Source organism: Agrococcus sp. AC640b (assembly GCF_979255995.1).
In genome coordinates, this window is the sequence record NZ_CEEDMM010000024.1 from 15,343 (window position 1) to 36,889 (window position 21,547).

10 protein-coding genes are annotated in these 21,547 nt (G+C 72.3%); all 10 read right to left on the bottom strand.

Annotated elements, in window-relative coordinates:
• Genes ACZ6H8_RS10840 through ACZ6H8_RS10885 form a run of 10 tightly spaced genes read right to left on the bottom strand, consistent with a single transcriptional unit; the run spans window position 1 to window position 21,531 of the window.
• A complete protein-coding gene (locus tag ACZ6H8_RS10840; protein WP_464146836.1) occupies window positions 1–4,593 on the bottom strand; it encodes an FtsK/SpoIIIE domain-containing protein in 4,593 nt (1,530 codons plus the stop codon).
• A complete protein-coding gene (locus ACZ6H8_RS10845; protein WP_464146837.1) occupies window positions 4,590–5,324 on the bottom strand; it encodes a hypothetical protein in 735 nt (244 codons plus the stop codon). The genes ACZ6H8_RS10840 and ACZ6H8_RS10845 overlap by 4 nt, the downstream gene beginning before the upstream one ends.
• Complete coding sequence (locus ACZ6H8_RS10850) at window positions 5,317–6,900, bottom strand: serine/threonine-protein kinase (protein WP_464146838.1); 1,584 nt, start codon at window positions 6,898–6,900, stop codon at window positions 5,317–5,319. Before ACZ6H8_RS10850 ends, ACZ6H8_RS10845 begins: the two co-directional genes overlap by 8 nt.
• Window positions 6,897–8,258 carry an FHA domain-containing protein gene (locus ACZ6H8_RS10855; RefSeq protein WP_464146839.1) on the bottom strand — a complete coding sequence of 454 codons (1,362 nt, stop codon included), beginning with the start codon at window positions 8,256–8,258 and terminating at the stop codon, window positions 6,897–6,899. The genes ACZ6H8_RS10850 and ACZ6H8_RS10855 overlap by 4 nt, the downstream gene beginning before the upstream one ends.
• Entirely contained in the window at window positions 8,258–9,091 is an 834-nt protein-coding gene (locus ACZ6H8_RS10860) for a PP2C family protein-serine/threonine phosphatase (protein WP_464146840.1), read from the bottom strand. The genes ACZ6H8_RS10855 and ACZ6H8_RS10860 overlap by 1 nt, the downstream gene beginning before the upstream one ends.
• Window positions 9,084–10,685, bottom strand: coding sequence for an RDD family protein (locus ACZ6H8_RS10865; RefSeq protein ID WP_464146841.1), 1,602 nt, complete (start codon window positions 10,683–10,685; stop codon window positions 9,084–9,086). The genes ACZ6H8_RS10860 and ACZ6H8_RS10865 overlap by 8 nt, the downstream gene beginning before the upstream one ends.
• Window positions 10,682–13,012, bottom strand: a complete 2,331-nt coding sequence (locus ACZ6H8_RS10870) for a transglutaminaseTgpA domain-containing protein (RefSeq protein ID WP_464146842.1) — start codon at window positions 13,010–13,012, stop codon at window positions 10,682–10,684. The genes ACZ6H8_RS10865 and ACZ6H8_RS10870 overlap by 4 nt, the downstream gene beginning before the upstream one ends.
• A complete protein-coding gene (locus ACZ6H8_RS10875; RefSeq protein WP_464146844.1) occupies window positions 13,009–14,385 on the bottom strand; it encodes a DUF58 domain-containing protein in 1,377 nt (458 codons plus the stop codon). The genes ACZ6H8_RS10870 and ACZ6H8_RS10875 overlap by 4 nt, the downstream gene beginning before the upstream one ends.
• Window positions 14,385–15,356 (bottom strand): AAA family ATPase, encoded by a 972-nt coding sequence (locus tag ACZ6H8_RS10880; protein WP_464146848.1) that lies wholly within the window; start codon window positions 15,354–15,356, stop codon window positions 14,385–14,387. Before ACZ6H8_RS10880 ends, ACZ6H8_RS10875 begins: the two co-directional genes overlap by 1 nt.
• Before the next feature lie 28 nt (window positions 15,357–15,384).
• Window positions 15,385–21,531 (bottom strand): Ig-like domain-containing protein, encoded by a 6,147-nt coding sequence (locus ACZ6H8_RS10885; protein ID WP_464146845.1) that lies wholly within the window; start codon window positions 21,529–21,531, stop codon window positions 15,385–15,387.
• Between the last annotated feature and the right edge of the window lie 16 nt (window positions 21,532–21,547).

Sequence of the window (21,547 nt, forward strand, 5' to 3'; positions counted from 1 at the left end):
TCACGCAGGCGGCAGGACCGTCGCCTCGCTCACGGCCGCGTCGGCGTCCGCGTGCTGCAGCACGGGGGCGACCGACACGGGCGGCACGGGTGCCGTCTCGGTCTGCACGAGCGGCATCTGCATCGTCACGCCACGGCCCGCCTGCACGAAAATGCCTCTGCCCACCGGGAAGTCGGCGCGCTTCACCTTCGGGAACGGCACCTTGAACACCGAGTCGCCGTCGAACGAGTCGGGCTTCAGGATGATGCCCTTGCGGCCGGCCTTGAAGTCGCCGATGAAGCCGAAGCCGCTCGTGACCTGCGACACGTCGGCGTCGCCGACGAGGAAGTGGTCGGAGCGGTTGATCGCCTGCATGAGCTCCTTGAGCTTGCGCTCGGCGTCGGAGTCCGCGAACTGCGGGACGTTCTCGATGACGATCATGATGCGGCCGGGGATCGTCTCGTCCTTCACGACGTCGACGAGCTCGGTCGCGAGCGCCTTCGCATCGTCGACGTTCACGGCGCTGCGCACCCACGGGGCGTAGTCCTTCAGCACCGAGCGTCGACCGGCGAAGTGGAACAGGCGCACGTCGGGGTCGAAGCGCAGCATGCTGTTGACGATCGCCTTCATCGCGTTCGTCTTGCCCGACTCCGGAGGTCCGGCCACGATGAACGTTCCGATCGCGTCGAACTCGCGGGCCGCGAGGGTGTCCTCGGCGACGCCCAGCACGGGGAAGCCCTTGATGCGTGCAGGCAGGTTGCCCTCGGACAGCCGCGTCGGGAGCGCACCGATCTCCTCGACCTCGCGCGCACCCTGCCTGCGCAGCTCCTCGGCGAGCTGCGCCATGAGCTTCGACTGCTCCGCGACGTTCGGCGTGCCGCCGAGCACGGCGATCTGCGTCTCGAAGCCGTCGACGATCGCCCTGCCGGGTGCGGAGTGCTCGTCGAGCACGTCGCGCGCGACGCCCACCATGACGTACGCGTTCTCGTCGGACAGGCGCAGCACGACGCGGCGCGAGACGTTCGACGAGACGCCGGTGGGCACGGCGCCCGACCGGTCGGCCGTGAAGACCACGTGGACGCCCAGCGGGCGGCCCTCGCCGAGGATCCGCATGAAGACGGCGTAGAACGGCGCTCTGGCGCTCGTCATGTCCCACTCCGCCTTGAACTGCGGGTAGTTGTCGAGCAGCACGATGATGCGCGGGATGCGCTCGCCCGTGATGTCGCGGTACTCGGCGATGTCGGAGGCGTTCGCATCCGAGAAGCGTCGCCCGCGGTCGTCGAGCAGCATGCCGAGCGAGCGCAGCAGCCGCTGCACGCGCTCCGCGTCGTCGCCCGAGATCACCGAGCCGACGTGCGGCAGCACCTCGAGCGAGCGCAGGGCGCCGGAGGCGAAGTCGAGGCCGTACACCTCGACGTCGTTCTCGGGCCGCATGCCCGCGCCGACGCCGATCGTGCGCAGCACGCTCGACTTGCCGGCACCGGAGGTGCCGTACACGAGCAGCGAACCGTCGCGGTCGGGCACGAAGTACATGGGCTCCTGCAGCTGCCGCTCGGGGATGTCGGCCTTGCCGAGCAGGATGCGCCGGTCGTCGTGGATCGGCAGGTCGCGCACGTCGACGGTGCGCTCGAGGTCGTCGAGCCACGGCCTGCGCGGCGCGGGGATGCCAGCCTCGCCCACGGCGTCGATGAGCGTGCGCACGATGCGCTTCTGATCGTTGGGACCCGGATCGACGTCCTCGTCGACCTCGACGGGCTGCTCGCGCTCCCAGCGCACGAGCGAGCCGAAGCGAAGCTCGGCCACCTGCACGTCGGCGACCTGCACGACGTCGTCGCTCGTCCACCCTCCCGCGTACGCCGACTGGAACGGCACGAGCCGACCCGGGCCGGTCTTCGCGATGCCGCGGCCGGGGATCGACGGGTCGAACGTGCCGGCCACGGGATCGTCGACGACGTCCTTCGAGTCGGACTCGTCCGCCATGCGCAGCGCGACGCGCATGTTCGTGTTGGCGCGCAGGTTGTCCTTGATGACGCCGGCAGGGCGCTGCGTGGCCATGATGAGGTGGATGCCGAGCGACCGACCACGCTGGGCGATGTCGACGACGCCGTCGACGAACTCCGGCACCTCGCCCGCGAGCGCCGCGAACTCGTCGATGACGAGCACGAGCGCCGGCGGGCAGTCGGGGTCGCGGCGCTTCTCGAGCTCGAGCAGGTCCTTCGCCTTCTTGCGGTTGAAGAGGTGCTCGCGGTGGTGCAGCTCGGCCCGCAGGCTCGTGAGCGCCCTGCGCACGAGGTGCGGAGACAGGTCGGTGACGAGGCCGACGCAGTGCGGCAGCTCGACGCAGTCGGCGAACGCGGATCCGCCCTTGTAGTCGACGAACAGGAACGTCACGCGGTCTGGGCTGTGCGCCGCGGCCATGCCGAGCACCCACGCCTGCAGGAACTCCGACTTGCCGGCACCGGTCGTGCCGCCGACGAGGGCGTGCGGGCCCTGCGTGCGCAGGTCGAGCGTCATGGCGTCCGTCGCGCCCTGACCGACGACGGCACGCAGGTTGCCGGCCTTCTTCAGCCTCGGCTGCTGCACGCCGGAGCGGTCGATGATCGTGTTGCTCTGCCGCCAGCGCTCGACGACCGCGCTGGGATCCTGCGCGATGTCGGGGCCCGTGAGCGTCAGGAGGTTGACGGAGGTGGGGATGTCGGAGGCGTCGACGATGACGGTCGACGAGTCGACGACGGGGGCGAGGCGCTTCGCGAGCATGTGCATGTACTCGTTCGAGACGCCCTCGACGACGACGTCGCGGTACGTGACGCCGGAGCGCACCGTGCCCACCTCCGCCTGCTGCAGGCCCTCGGTGACGTCGACGAACGTGCGGCACGCTGCGGGGAGCGACTCGACGGTGGGGGCGACGAACAGCGTGTAGACGCCCACGTCGGGGCCGCGCTCGAGGATCTGCGTCAGCCTGGGGCGGTCGACGGGGGCGTCGTTCGTGACGATGAGCACGATCGCGGCGCCGCCTGGGAACTTCGTCTCCTTCGAGGCGCGCTCGACGTCGGTGCCGAAGTCCATCGGGTCCCAGTCGTCCTTGTACGGCGGGCGCAGGTCGCCCTCCGTCTTCTTCGACCGGCGCATGATGTGCTCCTCGATCGCCGAGAGCAGCGCCTGCCCCGTCGGCGCCGAGTCGGCCAGCGGCATGTCCTTGAACGGGTTCTTCTCGCTCGTCGTGTGCGGCAGCCACTTCAGCCACTCGAGCTCCTCGACCCAGTCGGGCGCTGCGAGCGCGACGGCGACGACGTCGTTGGGGGCGTGGAGGCCGAACAGCTGCACGCCGAGGCCCCGCAGCGCGTCGCTCGCGGCAGCCTTCGGGCCTGCCACGCCGAGCGAGCCCGTCGACAGGAACGTCTCGAACACGGGCACCTCGGAGATGAGCTCGTAGCGCTCCTCGAGCGCGTCGACCCGCTCGACGAACTCCGGCAGCCCCTCCTGCACCTCGGCACGCTTGATCTCGTTGCGACTCTCCGTCGTGCACGTGCCCAGACGCACGCCCAGGAAGTTCCAGTGCTCCGGCCTGCGCGTCCACAGCATCGGCCCGAGACGCATGGCGTGGTCGAAGACCTCCGCGACGGGCGGGGCCTCGAGGTTGCGCACGCGGCGCTCCTCCGGGATCGCGCGGTACAGCAGCTCCTCGAGCCGCTCGAACTGCTTCTCGAACGTCGCCGCCTCGGCCTTGACCTTCTGGCCGACCTGCGTGCGCTGCGAGATGAAGTTGCCCGCGAGCATCAGCGGGGTCATGAACGCGACGATGAGCGAGCGCGCTCGCCCCGTCATCGCGAAGAGCGTGGAGGCGAGGATGATCGGGGCGATGAGCATCGGCCACGGGAACATCTTCGACGCCGGCTCCTTCGGCATCCGCGGCTCGTCCCACGACTCGCCCGAGTAGCGCTCCTCCACGCGCGGGCTGCGGTTGAACATGAGCGACCCGCCGCGCTCGAGCACGGGGTCGGCGCCGCCGGCGTCGAAGCTGCCTGCCAGCTGCACCTGCAGCACGCTCTCGCCGAGCGTGAACGCCTGCCCGGGGATGACGCGCAGACGAGACACGAGCTGGCCGTCGACGAGGACGCCGTTGGCCGAGTTCAGGTCGACGACCTCGATGTGGGTGCCGACCTCGATGCGCGCGTGCCGCTTCGACACCTGCCTGTCGCCGACGACGACGTCGCACGAGGGGTCGCGGCCGATCGTGTGCTGGCCTGCCGACAGCTGCACCTCGAGGCCGGCCGCGGGTCCGCCGACGACGCGCAGCACCGCGAGCGCCGGTCCGCCTGCGTTCGCAGCGCGCTGCGTCCTGCGGTGCCCGAGCGGCAGCACCGCGGCGTTGAAGCCGGAGCCGATCGCGGCCTCACCGATGAGGGCGTCGGGCTCGAGAGGATCGAGCCGAGGGCTCGTCGGCGGCGCGACGGCGAGGGTGACCGCCTGGTCGTCTGCGATCGCGACGCCCCCTTGGGGGTCGGCGTCGGCGATCTGCCTCGCGACGTCCTCGACCGTCGCGGTCGAGTCGGCCGTCACGACGATGTCGCGGGGTGCGGCGCCGTCCTTGTGCAGCGTCAGCTTGACCTTCATGCCTCGGTCCCCTCCTCGTCGGCACCGCGCAGCGACTCGTCGTCCAGCAGCGACAGATCGGCCCGCGTCACCAGCTGCGACGACACGGCATACTCCACGAGCCGCGCTCGCCGGTTGCTCGCGAGCCTCCCCGCGCCGCCGCGCAGTCCCTGCACGCCCATGCGGTCCAGCTTGTCGCAGACGTTGTCGAGCTTGCGGTTGAAGCGCGACATCGACCACCCGAGCCGTTCGGCAGCGGCCGTGCTCGTGGGCAGCTCGCTCACGCCCACGCCCTCGCGGCGCAGCATCGGCTCCGCGAGCGCCACGATGAGCGCCTTCTGCAGCGCCGTGAGCTGCGTGGGCATGACCGTCGCGTCGCCGACGGTCGTCGCGGCGGCGGAGGCTGCCATCGCGAACGGGGCGGTGGTCGTGTGGATGCCCAGCTCGTACGTCGTCGGACCCGCCGTGAACACCACGACGCACTCGGCGAACATGAGCGGCAGGCTCGCGCCCGGCGACAGCCACGACTGCACGGCGCCACCTGCGCTGGAGAGCGTCGCGGACAGGCGCGTGCCGACGTTCGTCAGCCACCACAGCCCGTCGCGCTGCGCGATCTCGAGGAACGCACGGTGCAGGTAGGGGTTGTCGTCGACTGCGAGGTCGCCCTCGCGACCGATGACGAACGGCCGCTCGGCGACGGGGTCGAACCACTCGCCGGCGAACTCGACGCGGATCGAGGTGGGATCAGACATCGGCGCACATCTCCACGAAGGTCGAACGAAGGCCGCTCTCGCGCTGGATCGCGACCGAGATGCAGGTCTCGCCGTCGGGGTCCAGCGCGAGGGAGTAGCTGGTGAGGTCGGTCGAGTCGCGGACGGGATCCGCGTTCGACGGGTCGGCGTGGACGACGTACACGTCGCCGTCCTGCTCCGAGGGGTTCGCCCACGTGAACTCGGCGGACTCGCCTGCGACGACGACGTCGACCTCGAGCGGCGGCGAGGGCGTGTTGGGCTCGGGCGCCGCGATCGTCGTCGACGGGCCCGGCTGGCTCGTGCCCGACTCCGACGTCACGACGAGCCAGACGCCGGCGACGAGCACGAGCACGAGCACGACGGCCGCGATCGACGCGATGATCGGCGTGCGCGACCGCTTGCGCCGCACCGCCTGCACCTGCTGCGCCGCCACACCCCACGGGGAGTCCGGCTCGGCGGCGACCGGCAGCTCGCCCGGCCGCGGGATCTGCGGACCCGCGAGCGTCCCGGCTGCCGACTGCGAGGGTCGCATGACGGTGGCCTCCGACACGGCCGAGACGGCCGCGGCGTACGACGGCGCCTGCGGCGGGGCGGGGCTCGAGGTCGCGAGCCTCGGCGGCTCGTCGACGTGCGGGTCGATCTCGACGACGCCCCGGATGCGCGTCGCGCCGCCGTCCTCGTCGTCGACGACGTCGACGGGCACCGAGTCGTCGAGCACGTCCATCTGCGTGACCGACAGGCGCATCTCGGCCTCGACCTGCTGCAGCGCCCGCCCGAGGGCCTGCGCGCTCGCGTAGCGCCTGCGCGGGTCGACCTCCATCGACGATCGCAGCACCGACTCGAGCGACGCGGGCACGTCGGAGCGCGCGAGCGGGGCGATCTCGCCGCGCTGGATGCGCGTCATGACGTCGATGCTCGTGTTCGACCCGCCAGGCAGCTCGAAGGGCGAGCGTCCCGCGAGCAGCGTGTACAGCGTCGCGCCGAGGGCGTAGACGTCGGACTCGCGGCCGCTCCAGGGCTGCTCGGCGAACGCCTCCGGCGGCGACCAGGGGATCGACATGCCCGTCGAGACGTCGGCCTCGCCCGTCGTGGTCGCGATGCCGAAGTCGGTGAGCGCGGGACGGTTGTACGCGGTGACGAGGATGTTCGCGGGCTTGATGTCGCGGTGGAGCACGCCCGCGCGGTGCGCCGTCTCGACGGCGCCTGCGATCTGCACGCCCAGCGCGAGCACCTCCGCCACCGAGAAGCGGTCGCTGCGGTAGCGCACGCCCAGGTTGGGCCGCGGGCAGTACTCCATGACGAGGTAGGGGCGGCCGTCGTCGGAGACGGCGGCGCCGTAGATCGTGACGATCGACGGATGCGACGACAGCTGGGCCATGACGTTGGCCTCCTGCCGGAAGTGCTCGACGACGTCGCGGTCGACGACGCCGGTCAGCAGCACCTTCACGGCGACGGGACGCGACGGCAGCACCTGCTCGTAGAGGAACACGTCGGCGAAGCCGCCGGTGCCCAGCAGCCTGCGGTGCTCGTAGCCGGGCAGCAGCGGCGGCTGCGCGGGCGCGCGACGCGCGCTCATCGCGCCTGCTCCCCGGCGACGCGCTCGATGCGCACGACGACGCCGTCGCCGAGGTCGAGGCGGTCGCCGAAGGCGATGAGCTGGGGGGCGCCTGGCCGCAGGCGCATCGGGGCGGAGCCGTCGCGCAGCAGCACCGTGCCGTTCGTGGAGTCGAGGTCGACGGCGAGCACGTTCCAGTCCTCGCAGCGCACCTCGAGGTGGCTGCGGGAGATGTCCTCGCTGGGGCTCGACACCGTGACGAGGCGGGGCACGCGGCCATCCTCGACGCGTCGGCTGCTCGGCCTCCTGCCCAGCACGACGCCCCGCCCCAGCGGCACGCGATCGCCGGAGGCCAGCACGAGCTCGGCGAACTCGGGTCGCGACCGCTGGTCGGACGAGCCGCGCTCGATGGGCGCACCGCACGCGCACGTCGTGGCGCCCGGAGGGTTCACGTGGGCGGCGGCGCACAGCGACGAGAGCACGACGGGGCCCGTCGCCGGCCCGAGCACGGGCGCACCCGCAGCCGCCTGCTCCCTCGCCGCGGCCGCGAGCGAGCGCGCGGCGTCGCCAGCGATCGTCATGCCGTCGTGGTCGCCGACGACGAGGTCGGGGACCTCGACGACGGCGGCGGGTCGGATGTAGCCGGGCACGGAGTCGATGATGCCCCCGATGCCTGGATGCGCCGTCGGTGCGTCCGACCCTGCTGGCTCCGGCGTCGTCGGCGGCGAGGTCTCGACGGCCGCGGGCGCGGCGTCGAGCGTCGGCTGCTGCTCGGGCGCGGGCGCGGGCTCCGGTGCGGGCTCGGGCTGCGGCTCGGGCTCCGGCTGCGGCTCGACCTCCGGCTCCGGCTCCGGCTGCGGCTCCGGCTCCGGCTCGACCTCCGGCGCCGACTCGGGCTCGACCTCCGGCGCGGGCTCGGACTCCGGCTCGGGCTCGGGCTCGGGCTCGGGCTGCGGCGAGACCTCGACCTGCGACGCAGCGCCCGTCGACGAGGCGACGAGCTCGACGCGCACTGCGCTCGCACGCACGACGCCGCCCTCGACCGGCAGCGCATCGGCGAGCGCCCCGACGGCGCCGAACGCCACGGTCGAACCCGTCGGCAGCAGGTCGCTGCTCCAGTCCTCGCCGGTGCGATCGGGCAGCGGCTCGGCGGCGACGGCCGGCACGCCGCGCCTGCGCCACAGCAGCCAGCCGTCCTCGACGGGCTCGAGCACCGCGAGCGCGAGCGGCTCGTCGCGCAGCGACGCCGCCGTCGTCCGGTCGCTCGTCGCCGTGTGCAGCGCCACGGCCGTCGGCGCGTCGAGACCGCGGTCGAGCACGACGAGCACGTCGCCGTGCACGACGCACCACGCCTCGCCGAACGTGTACGACGCGCGCATCAGCGTCGCCTCGTCATCGGCACGGTGTCCTCGACGAGCGCGCCGCGGCGGGTGTCGCCGAGCTCCCAGGCGCCCGCGACCTCGTCGACGTCGACCACGACCACCGTGACGTTGTCGCGCCCACCGGCGCGCAGCGCGCGGGCGACGAGCGACGCCGCGGCATCCGCAGGCGACGGCGTCGCACGCAGCACGCCTGCGATCTCGTCGTCGTCGACCTCGCTCGAGAGGCCGTCGGAGCACACGAGCAGACGCTGGCCCCGCTCTGCGGGCAGCAGCCAGCTGTCGGGAGCGTGCTCCTCCCCCGCACCGATCGCGCGCGTGATGATGTGGCGCTGCGGATGCGTGCGCGCGGCCTCGCGCTCGACGGCACCTGCGTCGACGAGCTCCTGCACGACCGAGTGGTCGACGCTCACCTGCTGCAGCACGCCGTCCTCGAGCAGGTACGTGCGGGAGTCGCCGACGTTGAGCACGTACCAGTGCGCGATGCCGCCGACGTCGACGGCGACCGCGCCGGCGAGGGTCGTGCCGCCCGCCGCGCCATGCCAGGCCGCCTCGTGGCGCACGGCGCGGAACGCGCGCTCGACGCTCTGCTCGACGCCCTCGACCGACGCGAGCGCGCGGCCCTTCAGCGTCCGGAACGACTCGACCGCGAGCGCGCTCGCCACGTCGCCGGAGGCCTGCCCGCCCATGCCGTCGGCCACGAGGAAGACGGGGAAGGATGCGAACACCGAGTCCTCGTTCATGGCGCGCGCACCCTCGTGGGTCGCCCCCGCCCAGCGCAGCACGATCGCCGCATGCTCGTAGCGGTACTCGCCCACGCGCAGCTCAGCCACGCGAGATCACCGCCCGGCGATCGCCGAGCATCACGACGTCGCCGACCTCTGCGCGGGTGGGCACGCCGCCGACGAGCCTCGTCTCCTTGCCTCCGCGCACGATCGACGAGCCGTTCGTCGAGTGCCGGTCGACGATCGTGATCGTGCCGCCCTCGACGTCGATCGCGACATGCGTCTTCGAGACCGAGCGCGTGTCGTCCGGGATCGGCACGAGCGTGCCGGCCTCACCGGGCTGGAGCGTGGGGTTGCGGCCGATCAGCACGCGGCCGCCGAGCTGGATGCGGCCGCCGCCGTCGAGCTCGAGCACGAGCGCGCGGGGGCGGGCGATGCGCGTGGCCTCGAGGTCGTCGCCGACGCCGTCGCTCGGCGTCCGCACGACGGTCGCGTCGGACACCGGCGCGCTCGCAGGCGCGGGAGGCTGCTGCACGGGCGCGGACGGGACCCCTGCCTGCCGCTCCTGCGCGGGAGCCTGCTGCGGCTCGTGCGGCGGCGCCTGATGCTGCACGGGCGGCTGCGGCGCGGCGTCGACGGCCGGAGGCGTCCATGCCGCCTGCTGCTGCACGATCGGCGGCTGCCCGGGGGTCTGCTGGGGCGTGACGGGCGAGGCGCTCGAGACCCCCTGCACCGGGGTGCCCGCCTGCTGCACCTGCGGCGCGCTCGGCACCCCGCCCGGCCGCGCGAACGGCGACGACGGCACGGGCGGCAGCCCGCTCGGCGCGGAACCCGTGAGCTCGCCGGGAAGGTAGGGCGCGGACGGCGCCGAGGGCGCGGCCTGCTGCGTCTCGGGCTGCGCGAGGGCCCGCTGCTGCGACGACGCGACGCCGACGACGGGGTGCTCGCCGGGCACGTGCGGCCGTGCGGCACCGAGCACGCCTGCGCTCACGCGAGCGCCCGGCTGGTAGGCGGCGGTCGCGCCGTGCTGCACGGGGGTCGCGAGCGACGGCAGCGCCTGCTGCTCGGCGACGGGGTCGGCCGCGACCGTCTTGCGGGCGATGCGCATCCGCTTCGCGTCGTACGGGTCGAGCCCGTTCGCAGCGTCGACGAGCCACGTGCGTCCGACGAGGTCGAGCCAGCCGCGACGCCTGCGCCGATCGAGCAGCGGCGAGCAGAGGAACAGCGCCGGCCCCACGACCGGCACGATCGACGAGGCGTACAGCACGATGCCGCGCAGCAGCACGCGACCGAATCCCGGCTTCGCGAGCGTCGCGACGTTCACGGTGCGCAGCCCCATGATGGCCTTGCCGAGCGTGACGCCCTTGCGCCCGTGGAGGATGAGCTGCACGACGGTGAACGCGATCGACAGCACGACCGTGACGATCGTCATGACGAGCGTCAGCACGAAGCCCGGGTGGTTCACGAACCCGTACCAGCTCGTCGCACCCGTGACGAGGCTCACGATGCGGGCCATCGCTCCCAGCAGCAGCGGCAGCGAGAGCAGGGCGTAGACCGCGACCTCGATGAGCGTCGCGACGACGCGTCGCCCCAGGGGCGCCGGGATGAGGCCGAGGCTCGCGGCGTAGGCGGGATCGGGCACGCCGTCCTCGTCGACGCCATCGGGGCGCGTGTCGCGCCCATCGTCGATCGACCAGATCATCGGCCCCTCCGCTCCGCTCGTCGACGCAGGAACGACCGCAGGGAGAGCATCCCGAGGATCCTCGTGCGCCTGCTCGCCTCCCGCCGCATCGCCTGCACGCTGCGATCGACATCCTTCCAGAACGCGTCGATCTCGCCGCGATGCGGCTCACCGGGGCCGAAGACGCCCGAGTCGACGTACTCGCCGATCGCAGCGGCACGCGACTGCGGATACCGCTCCTCCACCGACGACGCGACCTCGCGGCGCGTGATGCCCGCGGGCACGGGCAGGCCGAGGTCGACGGCCTCGTCGACCACCTCGTGCCAGCCGCCTGCCAGCCGCTCGCTCTCGCTCGCCGCCTCGAAGCGCCTGCGTCTGCGTCTGGCCTTCAGCAGGCCGATGACGAGGAACGGCAGCGCGAGCAGCGCGAGGATGCCGAGGATGACCCCCGCGACGGCGAGCGCGACGAGCCACCAGGTCGACGCCTGCTCCTCCTCGTCGTCCTGCGCCTGGTCCGGCTGCGTGTTCGGCAGCAGCTCCGCGGGCTCCTCAGGCGGCTGCGGCGGCTGCAGCACCTGCGGCCGGGGGTCGGGCTGCGGCTGCGGCTCGGGCTCGACCTGCGTGTTGTCCTCGGGCGGGGTCGGGTCGAACGGCACCCAGCCGACGCCCTGGAACGACACCTCGACCCACGCGTGCATGTCGCTGCCGGTGAGCTCGACCGCCCCCTCGTCGCCCTCGAAGGCCTCGTCGCCCGGGTACATGCCCATGACGACGCGGGCGGGCACGCCGTAGAACTGCAGCGCGAGCGCGAACGCCGCCGCGTACTGCTCGTCGTCGCCCAGCAGCGTCTCGGCGTCGAACATCGTCGTGAGCCTGCGCTCGCCGTGGCCGGCGAGCGAGACGGCCTCGTCGTCGCCGACGCCGTGGCTGAACGCGCCCTGGTTCAGCTGCGCCGTCATGGCGAGGATGTTGTCGAGCGTCGTCCGCTCGGTCGCGTACGTCGAGACGAAGGCCTGGATGAGCTCGGGCACGTCGGTGTCCGGCATGTCGATGTCCGACGTCGGCAGGCCCGCGAGGTCCTCGACCTCCGGCAGCGTCGGCACGATCGCGTCGATCGTGTACGAGTCGCCCTCGCCGAGCCCCGCCTCTGCGAGCACGTTGCCCGTGAGTCCGTTGTACGCGAGCGACGACTGCAGCGCGATGGCATCGTCGCCGCCGAAGTCGATGCGCTCCGCGTAGCCGACGCTCGGCACCCACACGCCCGAGTACTGGTCGATCTCGACCTCGATGCGGGTGGGCTCGCCAGGCTGCGACGAGTCGATCGCGTCGCCGACGCGGGAGAACGAGCCGGACGCCGCCGACTCCTGACTGCCTGCGACGGCGAAGACGGTGCCGTCGTACCAGTCGAGCGTCGCGAGCCGCAGCCGCGACCCCTCCGGCATGCCGGAGACGGTCAGCAGCGTCGCCTCCTCGAAGTTCTTGTGCCACAGCCGGAAGCCTGCGAGGGGGCTGGGGTAGTCGGCGAGCTCGATGGGCGGCTCGACGTCGTCGCGCAGCACCTGACGGTCGGTGAAGGCGATGGGCACGGCGGCGACGCTCGCGACGAGCGCGGCGGCCGCGACCATGCCGACGCCGCCGATGAGGCGTCGGCGTGCGAAGGCGCGGCGGTTGGCGTCGTCGCGCGTGACCTCGACCTCCTCGGCGAGGTTGCGCCTGGAGGTCGCTCCGCGCCATGCGATCCAGGCGATCGACGCGCAGGCGGTGACGACGCCGAGCAGGATGGGCTGCTCGGCGATGCGCGTGCCGAACGCGATCCCCACGACGAGGGCGACGACGCCGGGCAGCATCGCCCACGCCGCGCCGCGTCGCAGCCGGATCGCGAGCACGGTCGCGATCGCGCCGCACAGCAGCGTCGTGAGCATCGGCACGACGAGCAGGCTCGGGAAGCCCTGCACGGGAGGCTGCGCCGTGAGCAGGCTGCGCCAGGAGATGAACGAGCCGAGCATGAGCTCGCGAAGGCCGTCGACCGTCGGGATGACGCCGCCGATCGTCGCGTGGCGCACGGCGAGCGCGGGGCCGAAGACGACGTAGGCGACCACGATGCCCGCGACGGTCACGAGCCAGCCGCGCAGCGGGCGCAGCGACGTGACGACGCCGACGAGGATGCCGGCGAGCGCACCGCCGATGCCGGCGATGAGCACGTCGGTGCCGCCGAAGACGGGTCGGAACGCGAGCGTGGCCATCGTGAGCACGAGCAGGATGACGGCGCAGTCGATCGCGACCTGCCAGGGCCTCCTGGGCAGCAGCGGTGCGCGGCGACCGGCCGCTGCGGATGCGTCGACGCTCACTGCTCGCTCACCGCCCTGACGATGCGGGGGAGCTCGGCGAGCGAGGGCAGCTGCGCGAGCGTGGCGGTGCCGAGCGGCTGCACGCGCGCCTTCGCGCCCGCGACCGCCTGGATGACGAGGATGCGGGCCTGCGACGGCAGCAGCGACGTCGCACGCCGCACGGTCGTGAGGTCGACGCCGCTGCCCGCGTGCAGCATCACGACGGACGCACCGGGATGCTCGCGACCGATCTCGCCTGCGAGGCCGATGAGGCGCGCGTGGCGCGCGTTCGTCGCGACGCCCGAGAGCCCGTCGAGCAGGCGCTTGCCGTTCATGGCGGGCAGGCTGCGGCGGGAGGTGCGCACGACGACGTCCATCTCGTCGCGGATCGCCTGGAGGCCGAGCGACCCGAGCACCGAGATCGCCGTCTCGAGCTCGTCGGGGTCGCCGTAGTCGTCGGGGTTCGTCGACAGCCCGAGCGCGAGCACCGAGCGCCTCGTCTGCTCGAACTGGCGCACCATGAGCTGCCCGGTGCGCGCGGACGACTTCCAGTGGATGTAGCGGCGATCGTCGCCTGCGACGTAGTCGCGGAGCGCGTGGAACGCGATGTCGGAGTTCGTGAGGTCGCGGGTCGTGATGCCCTCGAGGTCGCGGATGAGGCCGGGAGCGGTCTCGTCGAGCTGCACGGTGCGCGGGTGCACGAACAGCTCGACGGGCTCGGTCCAGCGCACCTGCCTGCGCAGCAGGCCCAGCGGGTCGCCCTTCACCGAGCGCACGGGGCCGACGCGCAGCACGGCACGCCGCGACGTCGGGATCGCGAAGACGTCCTCGTGCACGTCGCGCGGCTGCATGCGCGGCAGGTGGAAGGCGGCGACGGCGGAGCCGACGGGCACCTCGATCGTGGCGGGCATGAGCGGACGCTGGCTCGCGGAGTGGATCTCGATGCGTCCGAGCGCGCGCTCGCCGACGACGACGCGCGTGTAGGCCAGGTCGAGCTCGATGCGGTACATCGTGCGACCGATGACGTAGACGATGGCGATCGCGAGCAGCACGGCGCCCGCGATCGCGATGACGACGAGCTCGGTCCACTGCAGCGACAGGCCGATGACGAGCGCCGCGATCGTGATGGCGAGCGCGACCCAGCCGAACCGCGTGACGGGTGCGAGCACGGGCACCGTCGCTCGAGCGCCGCGGACGATCCCCTGGCGCGCGCCGTGCACGACGTTCGAGTCGGCGAGCGCGCGCATGCGGCCGCGGACCGCTGCGAGCGCGGCGCGCGGCGAGGGTCGCGGACGGCGTCGCTCCTGCTGCTCCGGCTGCTCGGCATCGGGCGCGGGCGCGCTCGGCACGGGAGGGGCGGTCACCTCCCCGCCCTGCGGCGCGACCTGGCTCATCAGACGAGCGCCCTCTCCTGCGGCGCCGGCACGTCGGCGACGGCTCGCTCGATGACGCGCTCGCCGGTGACGCCCGAGAACTCCGCCTCGGGGTCGAGCACGATGCGGTGCGCCCACACGTGCTGCGCGAGCGCCTTGACGTCGTCGGGCAGCACGTAGTTGCGGCCGCGTGCGGACGCCCACGCCTTGGCAGCGCGCGTGATGGCCATCGCACCGCGCACCGAGACGCCCAGGCGCGTGTCCTTCGACTCGCGCGTGTGCTCGGCGAGGCCGGCGATGTAGTCGAGCACGGCCGCGTCGACGTGGGCCGTCGCCGCCAGGTCGATCATCTCGGCGACGGCCGTCGTCGTGACGATGGGCTGCACGAGCGACGACGCGTTGCGCTGCGCGGAGCCGGCGAGGATGCGCACGGTCTGCTCGCGGCCCGGGTAGCCGATCGACGTCTTCATGAGGAAGCGGTCGAGCTGCGCCTCCGGCAGGCGGTACGTGCCCGCCTGCTCGATGGGGTTCTGCGTCGCGATGACCATGAACGGCCGACCCACCTCGTAGGCGTCGCCATCGACGGTGATGCGGCCCTCCTCCATGACCTCCAGCAGCGCCGACTGCGTCTTCGGCGACGCACGGTTGATCTCGTCGGCGAGCACGATCTGCGCGAAGATCGGCCCCTTGTGGAACTCGAACGCCTGCGTCTTCTGGTCGTAGACGGTGACGCCCGTGACGTCGGAGGGCAGCAGGTCGGGCGTGAACTGGATGCGCGTGTTCGCGCCGGCGACCGTGGCCGCCATCGACTTCGCCAGCTGCGTCTTGCCCGTGCCGGGCGCGTCCTCGAGCAGCAGGTGGCCCTCGGAGAGCATGGCCGTGAACGCGAGCGCGATCACGTCCTCCTTGCCGAGCACGACCGCGCCGACGTTGTCGACGAGACGCTGGAACGTCTCCTGGAACCATGCCGCCTGCTCGCGGGTCATCGTCATCGCCATCGCGGCGCTCCTTCTGTCGTCATCATGGCCAGCTGATCCGTGGTGTCTGGATGTCGACGCCATTGCCCCACACGCGCATCCAGGCGTCGCCGCGGAACTCGGAGAAGCAGAGGTCGCCGTTGGCGTTCGACCCGGCGGTCGTGCTGCCGCTCCAGTCGCCGATGCGGACCGTGCCCGGGTTCGGGTCGTTGAACGGGTTGCCGGGGCCGTTGTTCGATCCGGTGTTGAAGCACTGGTAGCTGTAGGTGCCAGGCGGCAGCTCGCTCCAGCTCAGCTGGTACTTGTAGCAGGTGCCGTTGCATCCGGGGAAGACCGGACCGCGCGAGAGCGTGATCGACGGGTTGCCGCGTGCCTGGGCCTGCGCGGACGCCTGCGTGGTCTGGGCGCCGTGGACGCCCTCGGCCTGCCCTGTCGACGCCCGCACCTGGATGCGCGTCTGCTGGCCGGGGCTCGTCTGCACCGACTGGGAGCCCTGATCGGCGACCGGCTGCCATCCGCCGCCGTTGATGTTGATCTCCACGGTGACGGGGCGCCCGTTCGGGTTCGGTCCGTCCCACGAGACGGTCACCTCGTTGACGCCCTGCGTCGCACCCGCGGTGGGGGCCCCGATCGGTCCGTACGGCGCCGCCTGCGCGGGAGCGGACTGCGGCCCGGGATACGTGATGCCCTGCACGGTCGACACGGCTCGGACCGTGATGTTCGCGCCGGGCACGTCCTGGTTCGCGACCTGCACGCGCCCGCCGGTCGCCGAGACCGTGCCGCGCTGCGTGCCGTTGACGAACACCTGGTACGAGACCTCCTCGGCCCGCGCACCGTTCGTCGAGCCGGCCTGCACCGTGATGTCGGCCCAGCCGTCGCCGTTCGTCACGGCGGTGATGGCGGGCGCCGCCGGCGTGGTCGCGTCGCGCACGCCGTTGGACTGCGCCGATGCCGGCGACGGCCCCACGTCGTTGACGGCCTGCACCGTGAAGGTCAGCGTCACGCCCGTGCCGGCTGGCAGCGACCCCGCTCCGAACGTCGCCCGCGTCGTCGCAGCGCCGGTCACGGTGAGCGCAGACCCGACCGGTGCGCCGTTCGAGTAGGGCTGCACCGAGTAGCCCGTGATGGCCGCGCCGTTGTTGCGCGTCTCGTGCTGGTCCCACGTGACCTGGATCTGCACGTTGCCTGGGATCGACTGGTCGCGCGTCGCGGAGACGCCCGTCACCTGCAGCGGCGGGCCTGCGGGGATCTGCGCCGACGAGGCGGGACTGAACTCGCTCGGCTCGGGGGCCTCGTTGGAGGCCTGCACGCGGAACGTGTACGCGGTGCCGTTCGTGAGGCCCTGCCACACGTGCGTCGTCGCACCACCGGGGATCACGACGGTCGGCGAGCCGTTCGCGGGCGGCGGGCTGATCTCGAGCAGGTAGCTCGTGATCGCCGAGCCACGGTTCGGCGGCGCCTCCCACGTCACCGTCAGCTGCGTGTCGCCACGCTCGGCGCGCGGCGCCGCCGGCGGGTCGGGCCGCACGTCGGGACGCGCATCCGCAGACGCAGGCGACGGGTCGGAGTCGCCCACCTCGTTCGTCGCCACCACCACGAACTGATACGTCTGATCGTTCACGAGCCCCTGCAGCGTGCACGTCGTCGACCCGCACGCCTGCGAGAACGACCCATCCGCGCTGCGCACCGTGTAGCCCGAGATCGCCGCACCGTTCGCCGCAGGCGCCGCCCACGCCAACGTGACCGTCTGATCCCCCACCGACAGCACGTTCGGACGGATCGGCGCCTCCGGCCTGCCCTTCACGTTCAGCACGATCTGGCCCGTCCTCGCACGCTGCTGCGTCTCGGTCGCGTCGATCACGGTGTAGCGCACCGTGAGCACGCCGGAGAAGTCGCCACCGGGCGTGACCGTGACGGTGGAGCCGTCGGTGGTCGCCGACCCGTCGCCGCCGACGACCGTCGCCTCGGCGACCGTCAGCGGCGCCTGGCCCTCGAAGGGGTTCCAGTCGTTCGCGAGCACCGGGATGGTCGAGGCGACGCCCTGCACCGCCTCGCCCGTGTCGTCGCGCACGATGGCGAGCGGCTTGTCGGAGATCACGACGGTCGCGACGACCGTGCCCTGGATGGCGTTGCCGTGCCGGTCGGTGATCTCGAGCGTGTACGAGGCCGTCGCACCGAGGCTGGCGTCCACATCGGCCGAGAGCGTGATGATCTGACCGGAGAGCGATGCGTCGACCTGCTCGGACTGCCCACCGACGAGCTCGTATCGCATGTCGTCGAGGTCGCCGGGGTCGGGGTCGCGCGTGGCCGTCGTGAGGTCGAGCTCGACCGAGCCGTCCTGCGGCACCTGCAGCGATGCGCCCGAGAACGTCGGGGGCACCGCCGACGAGGGCCGCACGAGCAACGCGACCGAGAGCACGGCTGTCGAGGCGCTGTCGTCCGACTCGTCCGTGCCGTCGGTGACCTCGAAGCTCAGCGTCGCGGGGCCCGTGTAGCCGAGCTCGGAGGTGTAGACGAGCGTGTCGACGTCGACCACGAGCGGGTCGCCGTTGGCGTTCGTCGCCGACACGCTGTCGGCCGTCGTGATGCGCGGGCTGTTCTGCGACACCGCCACGAGCTCCGACAGCTCGAACTCCTCCGCGACGCCGGACTGCACCTCGATGACCTCGTCCGAGATGAGCCTCGGCGCAGGATCCCGCGCGAGCGGCACGAAGACGAACGCCTGGGCGCTCTCGCCATCCGGGTCGGTCACCCGGTACGTGACCACCTGGAACTCCTCGTCGCTCGGCGTCACCCGGATGCCGTCCGCGGTGACGTCGGCGTCACCCTGCAGCACCGCGACCTCGAGCGCATCGGGGCTGCCGTCGGGGTCGAGGTCGTTGTCGAGCACCGGCACCGTGATGGGCTCGCCCGCAGACACGTCGGCGGCGGGCACGACGTCGTCGACGGCGACCGGCGGCTGCGGCGGAGCGTCGTCGGCGACCGTGACGAGCACGATCCCCGGGGTCGATGCCCCGCGACCGTCGGAGACGCGGTAGAGCAGCTGGTACTCGCCCTCCGCCTCCGGCGAGGTGAAGTCGACGGTGCTCCTGTCCTCGTCGATCGTGATCTCGCCGAGCTGCTCCGACGCCTCCGAGATGCCGTCGAGCTCGAGCGTGAGCAGGTCGCCGTCGGGGTCGAAGTCGTTCGAGAGCACGGGCACCGCGATGTCGCGACCGGGCTGCACGAGCACCTCGTCGGTCTCGGCGAACGGCGCCTGGTTCAGCTCGGGCGGCGGTGCGATGCCGATGACGACGGCGGCCGTCGCCTCCGCTCCCCACCGGTCCCGCACGCGGTAGGTGAACGTCGTCGAGCCCGCGGTGCCCTCGTAGGCCTCGTAGACGAAGAAGCCGTCGCCCGTGTCGACGATGCGGCCCGCATCGGGCGCCGCCTCGTAGCCGACGAGCTCCACGCCGTCGCCGTTCGGATCGATGCCGTCGAGCGGGATGGGGATCGAGACCCGGTTGCCCTCGACGACGCGCGCCGTGACGGTCTGCGCGATCGGCGGGTCGTTGCTGCCGTCGCGCGAGACGACGGTGATGTCGACGGGCGCCGTCGCGACGCCGCCGTGTCGATCCGTGATCTCGTAGACGACGCGCACGGAGCTCGGGCCCCCGACGGGCACGAACACGCGCACGACGTCGCCATCGACGAACGCGCACCCCTCGGCATCCTCGCCCGTCACGTCGCAGCCGTCGTCGCCAGAGGCGAACGACGTCTCGACGAGCGTCGGCGTCACGGTCAGGTCGAGGTTGTCGGGACTGAAGTCGTTGTCGAGCACGGGGATCGACACGAAGTCGCCCTCGCGCACCGTCGCCGTGTCGGCCACCGCCGTCGGCTGCGCAGGCTGATCCGGCGGCGGCACCGGGATGATGACGACCTGCCCCGTCTCCGTGTAGCGCCCGTTCGAGACGGTGTACGTGATGGTCGTCTCGCTCGTCAGCCCTTGCGTGTCGATGAGACGCAGCACGCGCCGCTCGAGCAGCTGCGCCGACACCGCGACGCCATCCGCCCGGACCGACTGCACGACGAGCACGCCGCCAGAGGGGTCGACGTCGTTCGCGATGAGGTCGACGAGCGTCTCGCCCAGCTGCGGCAGCAGCGCGATGTCGCGCACCGCGACGGGGCGTGCCTCGTCGTCGGCCTCGCGGATGTCGACGCGGATCTGCCCTGGCTGCGAGGAGGCGCCTGCCGTCGCGAGGTAGGGCAGGTAGTAGGTGCCCGCCGTCGCACCAGAGAGGCTGACGATGCCGGTTGCGGCATCCCACGAGCCCTGCAGCTGCGGCACCTGGTCGAGCGACACCTGCGCGAGGCGCGCGTCCTGGGTTCCTGGCACGTAGTCGTTCGCGAGTGGCTCGAGCGAGACCTCCTGCCCGACGGTGGCCGAGATGAAGTCGGCGTTCGGCTGGATCTGCGCGGTGCCGCGCTCGAGCACGGTCACGGCGATCGTGCCGTCGGTCGATCCGCCGCGGGAGTCGACGATCGTCAGCTCGACGCTCGTGATGCCTGGCGCGCCCGTGGCCGTGTAGAGGATGCGGCCGGCGGGCGACGCCTCGATCTGGTCGCCAGAGGGGCTCGTGGCCGACTGCAGGTAGAAGTCGTCGCCGTCGGGATCGAACCAGCCCTGCAGCCCCGGATACTCGAACCTCGCGGTCTGCTCGATCACGAACGACTGCTCGAACAGCGGCTCCGGCGGACTGTTCTCCTCCGGAGCACGCACCGTGACCGTGACGGTCGCGGTGTCGGTGCCGCCCTTGCCGTCTGCGACCTCGTACTGGAACGTGATCGTGCGATCCGAGAACGACTCCGGGATCTCGATCTGCAGCTGCGAGTCGTTCGCGATCGGCGACACCGTCACCCCCGACGGCAGATCGCTCACGACCCGAGCGGTCAGCACGTCGCCATCCTGATCCGAGTCGTTCGCCAGCACCGGCAGGATGCTCGCCCGCCCCGGCCGCGCACCCAGCTGATCGTCGGTCGCGACCGGATCGTGATTCTCGGCCGACGGCGGCGGCACCGTCTGCTGCAGGATGTCCTCGAGCGACTCGTCCTGCTCGTCCGACTCCGCATCGCTCTGCTCGGGGATCAGGTCGTCCCAGTTGTCGATGAGCACGACGACGTCGGTGACGAGCCACGACTGACCCGTCTCGAACTGGTTGAGGGCCACGAGGCCGCGGTTCACCCGGAACGTCGCAGCACCCTCGAGGCCCTCGATGGCCTCCTCGGTGCTGCGCGAGGCGTCCTGGCACGTGCGCACGAACGTCGCCGACGACGGGAACGCCGCATAGACGCAGCCGCCAAGCTGCACCGGCGCGACCGTCTCGCCCCCGCCGGAGCCGAACGACTGCTGCACGAGCTCCCCGACGCCGAGCGGCTGCCGCAGCAGCAGATCGCTCGTCGCGAGCATCACGCTCGAGGCCTCGTCGCCCACCTGCTGCAGCACCGCATCCTCTGGCACGTCGACCGTGCGACCAGGCAGGAACAGCCGCGTGCCACCCAGCGCGACCGCCTGGTCGCCGACCATCGTGACGCTGACGTCGTCGGCCTCGCCGAGCCCCTCGCGGCCCTCGCGCGACGGCTCGTCGAAGCCTCCGTCGTCGGCGGTCTCCCACCGCAGCACCGCGTCGTCCGCAGGGGACGCGACGGCGACGCTGCCGTCGTATCCGACGGCGAGCGCGGCGCCCTCGCCGACCTCGGCGAGCGGATCGAGCTCCTCGGCGTCGAACGCGCTCACCTCGCCGACCGGCATGGCCCACAGCTCGCCCTCTGGCGAGAGGATCGCGACGGTGCCGCCGCGCTGGTCGACCTGCGTGTCCGGATGCAGCAGCACCGCGGCGCCGAGGATCATCGACGACGGGTCGACCGCGATGAGCGCGCCGTCGCCGTCGCGCACGAACACCGCATCGCCATCCTGCAGCACGTCGAACGACGTCGACCCCGACGGCAGGAAGAACCCACCATCGAGCTCCTGCGCCTGCACGTTCAGATGGCCCACCTGCGCCTCGGACGTGCGCGTGACCCACACGCCACCGTCATGCAGCTCGACGTCGGTCTGCGTGAACCCCTCGTACGTGAACGCCAGCACACCCAACGAGATCGCCGCCGCAGCGACGACGGCGACCGAGGCGGTCGTCTTTCGACGCCGCTTCATCCACCGCAGCACGCCC

Excerpts from the sequence above, each read along its gene's own strand:
- ACZ6H8_RS10840 (WP_464146836.1), bottom strand. The coding sequence starts at position 4,593 with ATGAAGGTCAAGCTGACGCTGCACAAGGACGGCGCCGCACCCCGCGAC.
- ACZ6H8_RS10845 (WP_464146837.1), bottom strand. The coding sequence starts at position 5,324 with ATGTCTGATCCCACCTCGATCCGCGTCGAGTTCGCCGGCGAGTGGTTC.
- ACZ6H8_RS10850 (WP_464146838.1), bottom strand. The coding sequence starts at position 6,900 with ATGAGCGCGCGTCGCGCGCCCGCGCAGCCGCCGCTGCTGCCCGGCTAC.
- ACZ6H8_RS10855 (WP_464146839.1), bottom strand. The coding sequence starts at position 8,258 with ATGCGCGCGTCGTACACGTTCGGCGAGGCGTGGTGCGTCGTGCACGGC.
- ACZ6H8_RS10865 (WP_464146841.1), bottom strand. The coding sequence starts at position 10,685 with ATGATCTGGTCGATCGACGATGGGCGCGACACGCGCCCCGATGGCGTC.
- ACZ6H8_RS10875 (WP_464146844.1), bottom strand. The coding sequence starts at position 14,385 with ATGAGCCAGGTCGCGCCGCAGGGCGGGGAGGTGACCGCCCCTCCCGTG.
- ACZ6H8_RS10880 (WP_464146848.1), bottom strand. The coding sequence starts at position 15,356 with ATGACGATGACCCGCGAGCAGGCGGCATGGTTCCAGGAGACGTTCCAG.
- ACZ6H8_RS10885 (WP_464146845.1), bottom strand. The coding sequence starts at position 21,531 with ATGAAGCGGCGTCGAAAGACGACCGCCTCGGTCGCCGTCGTCGCTGCG.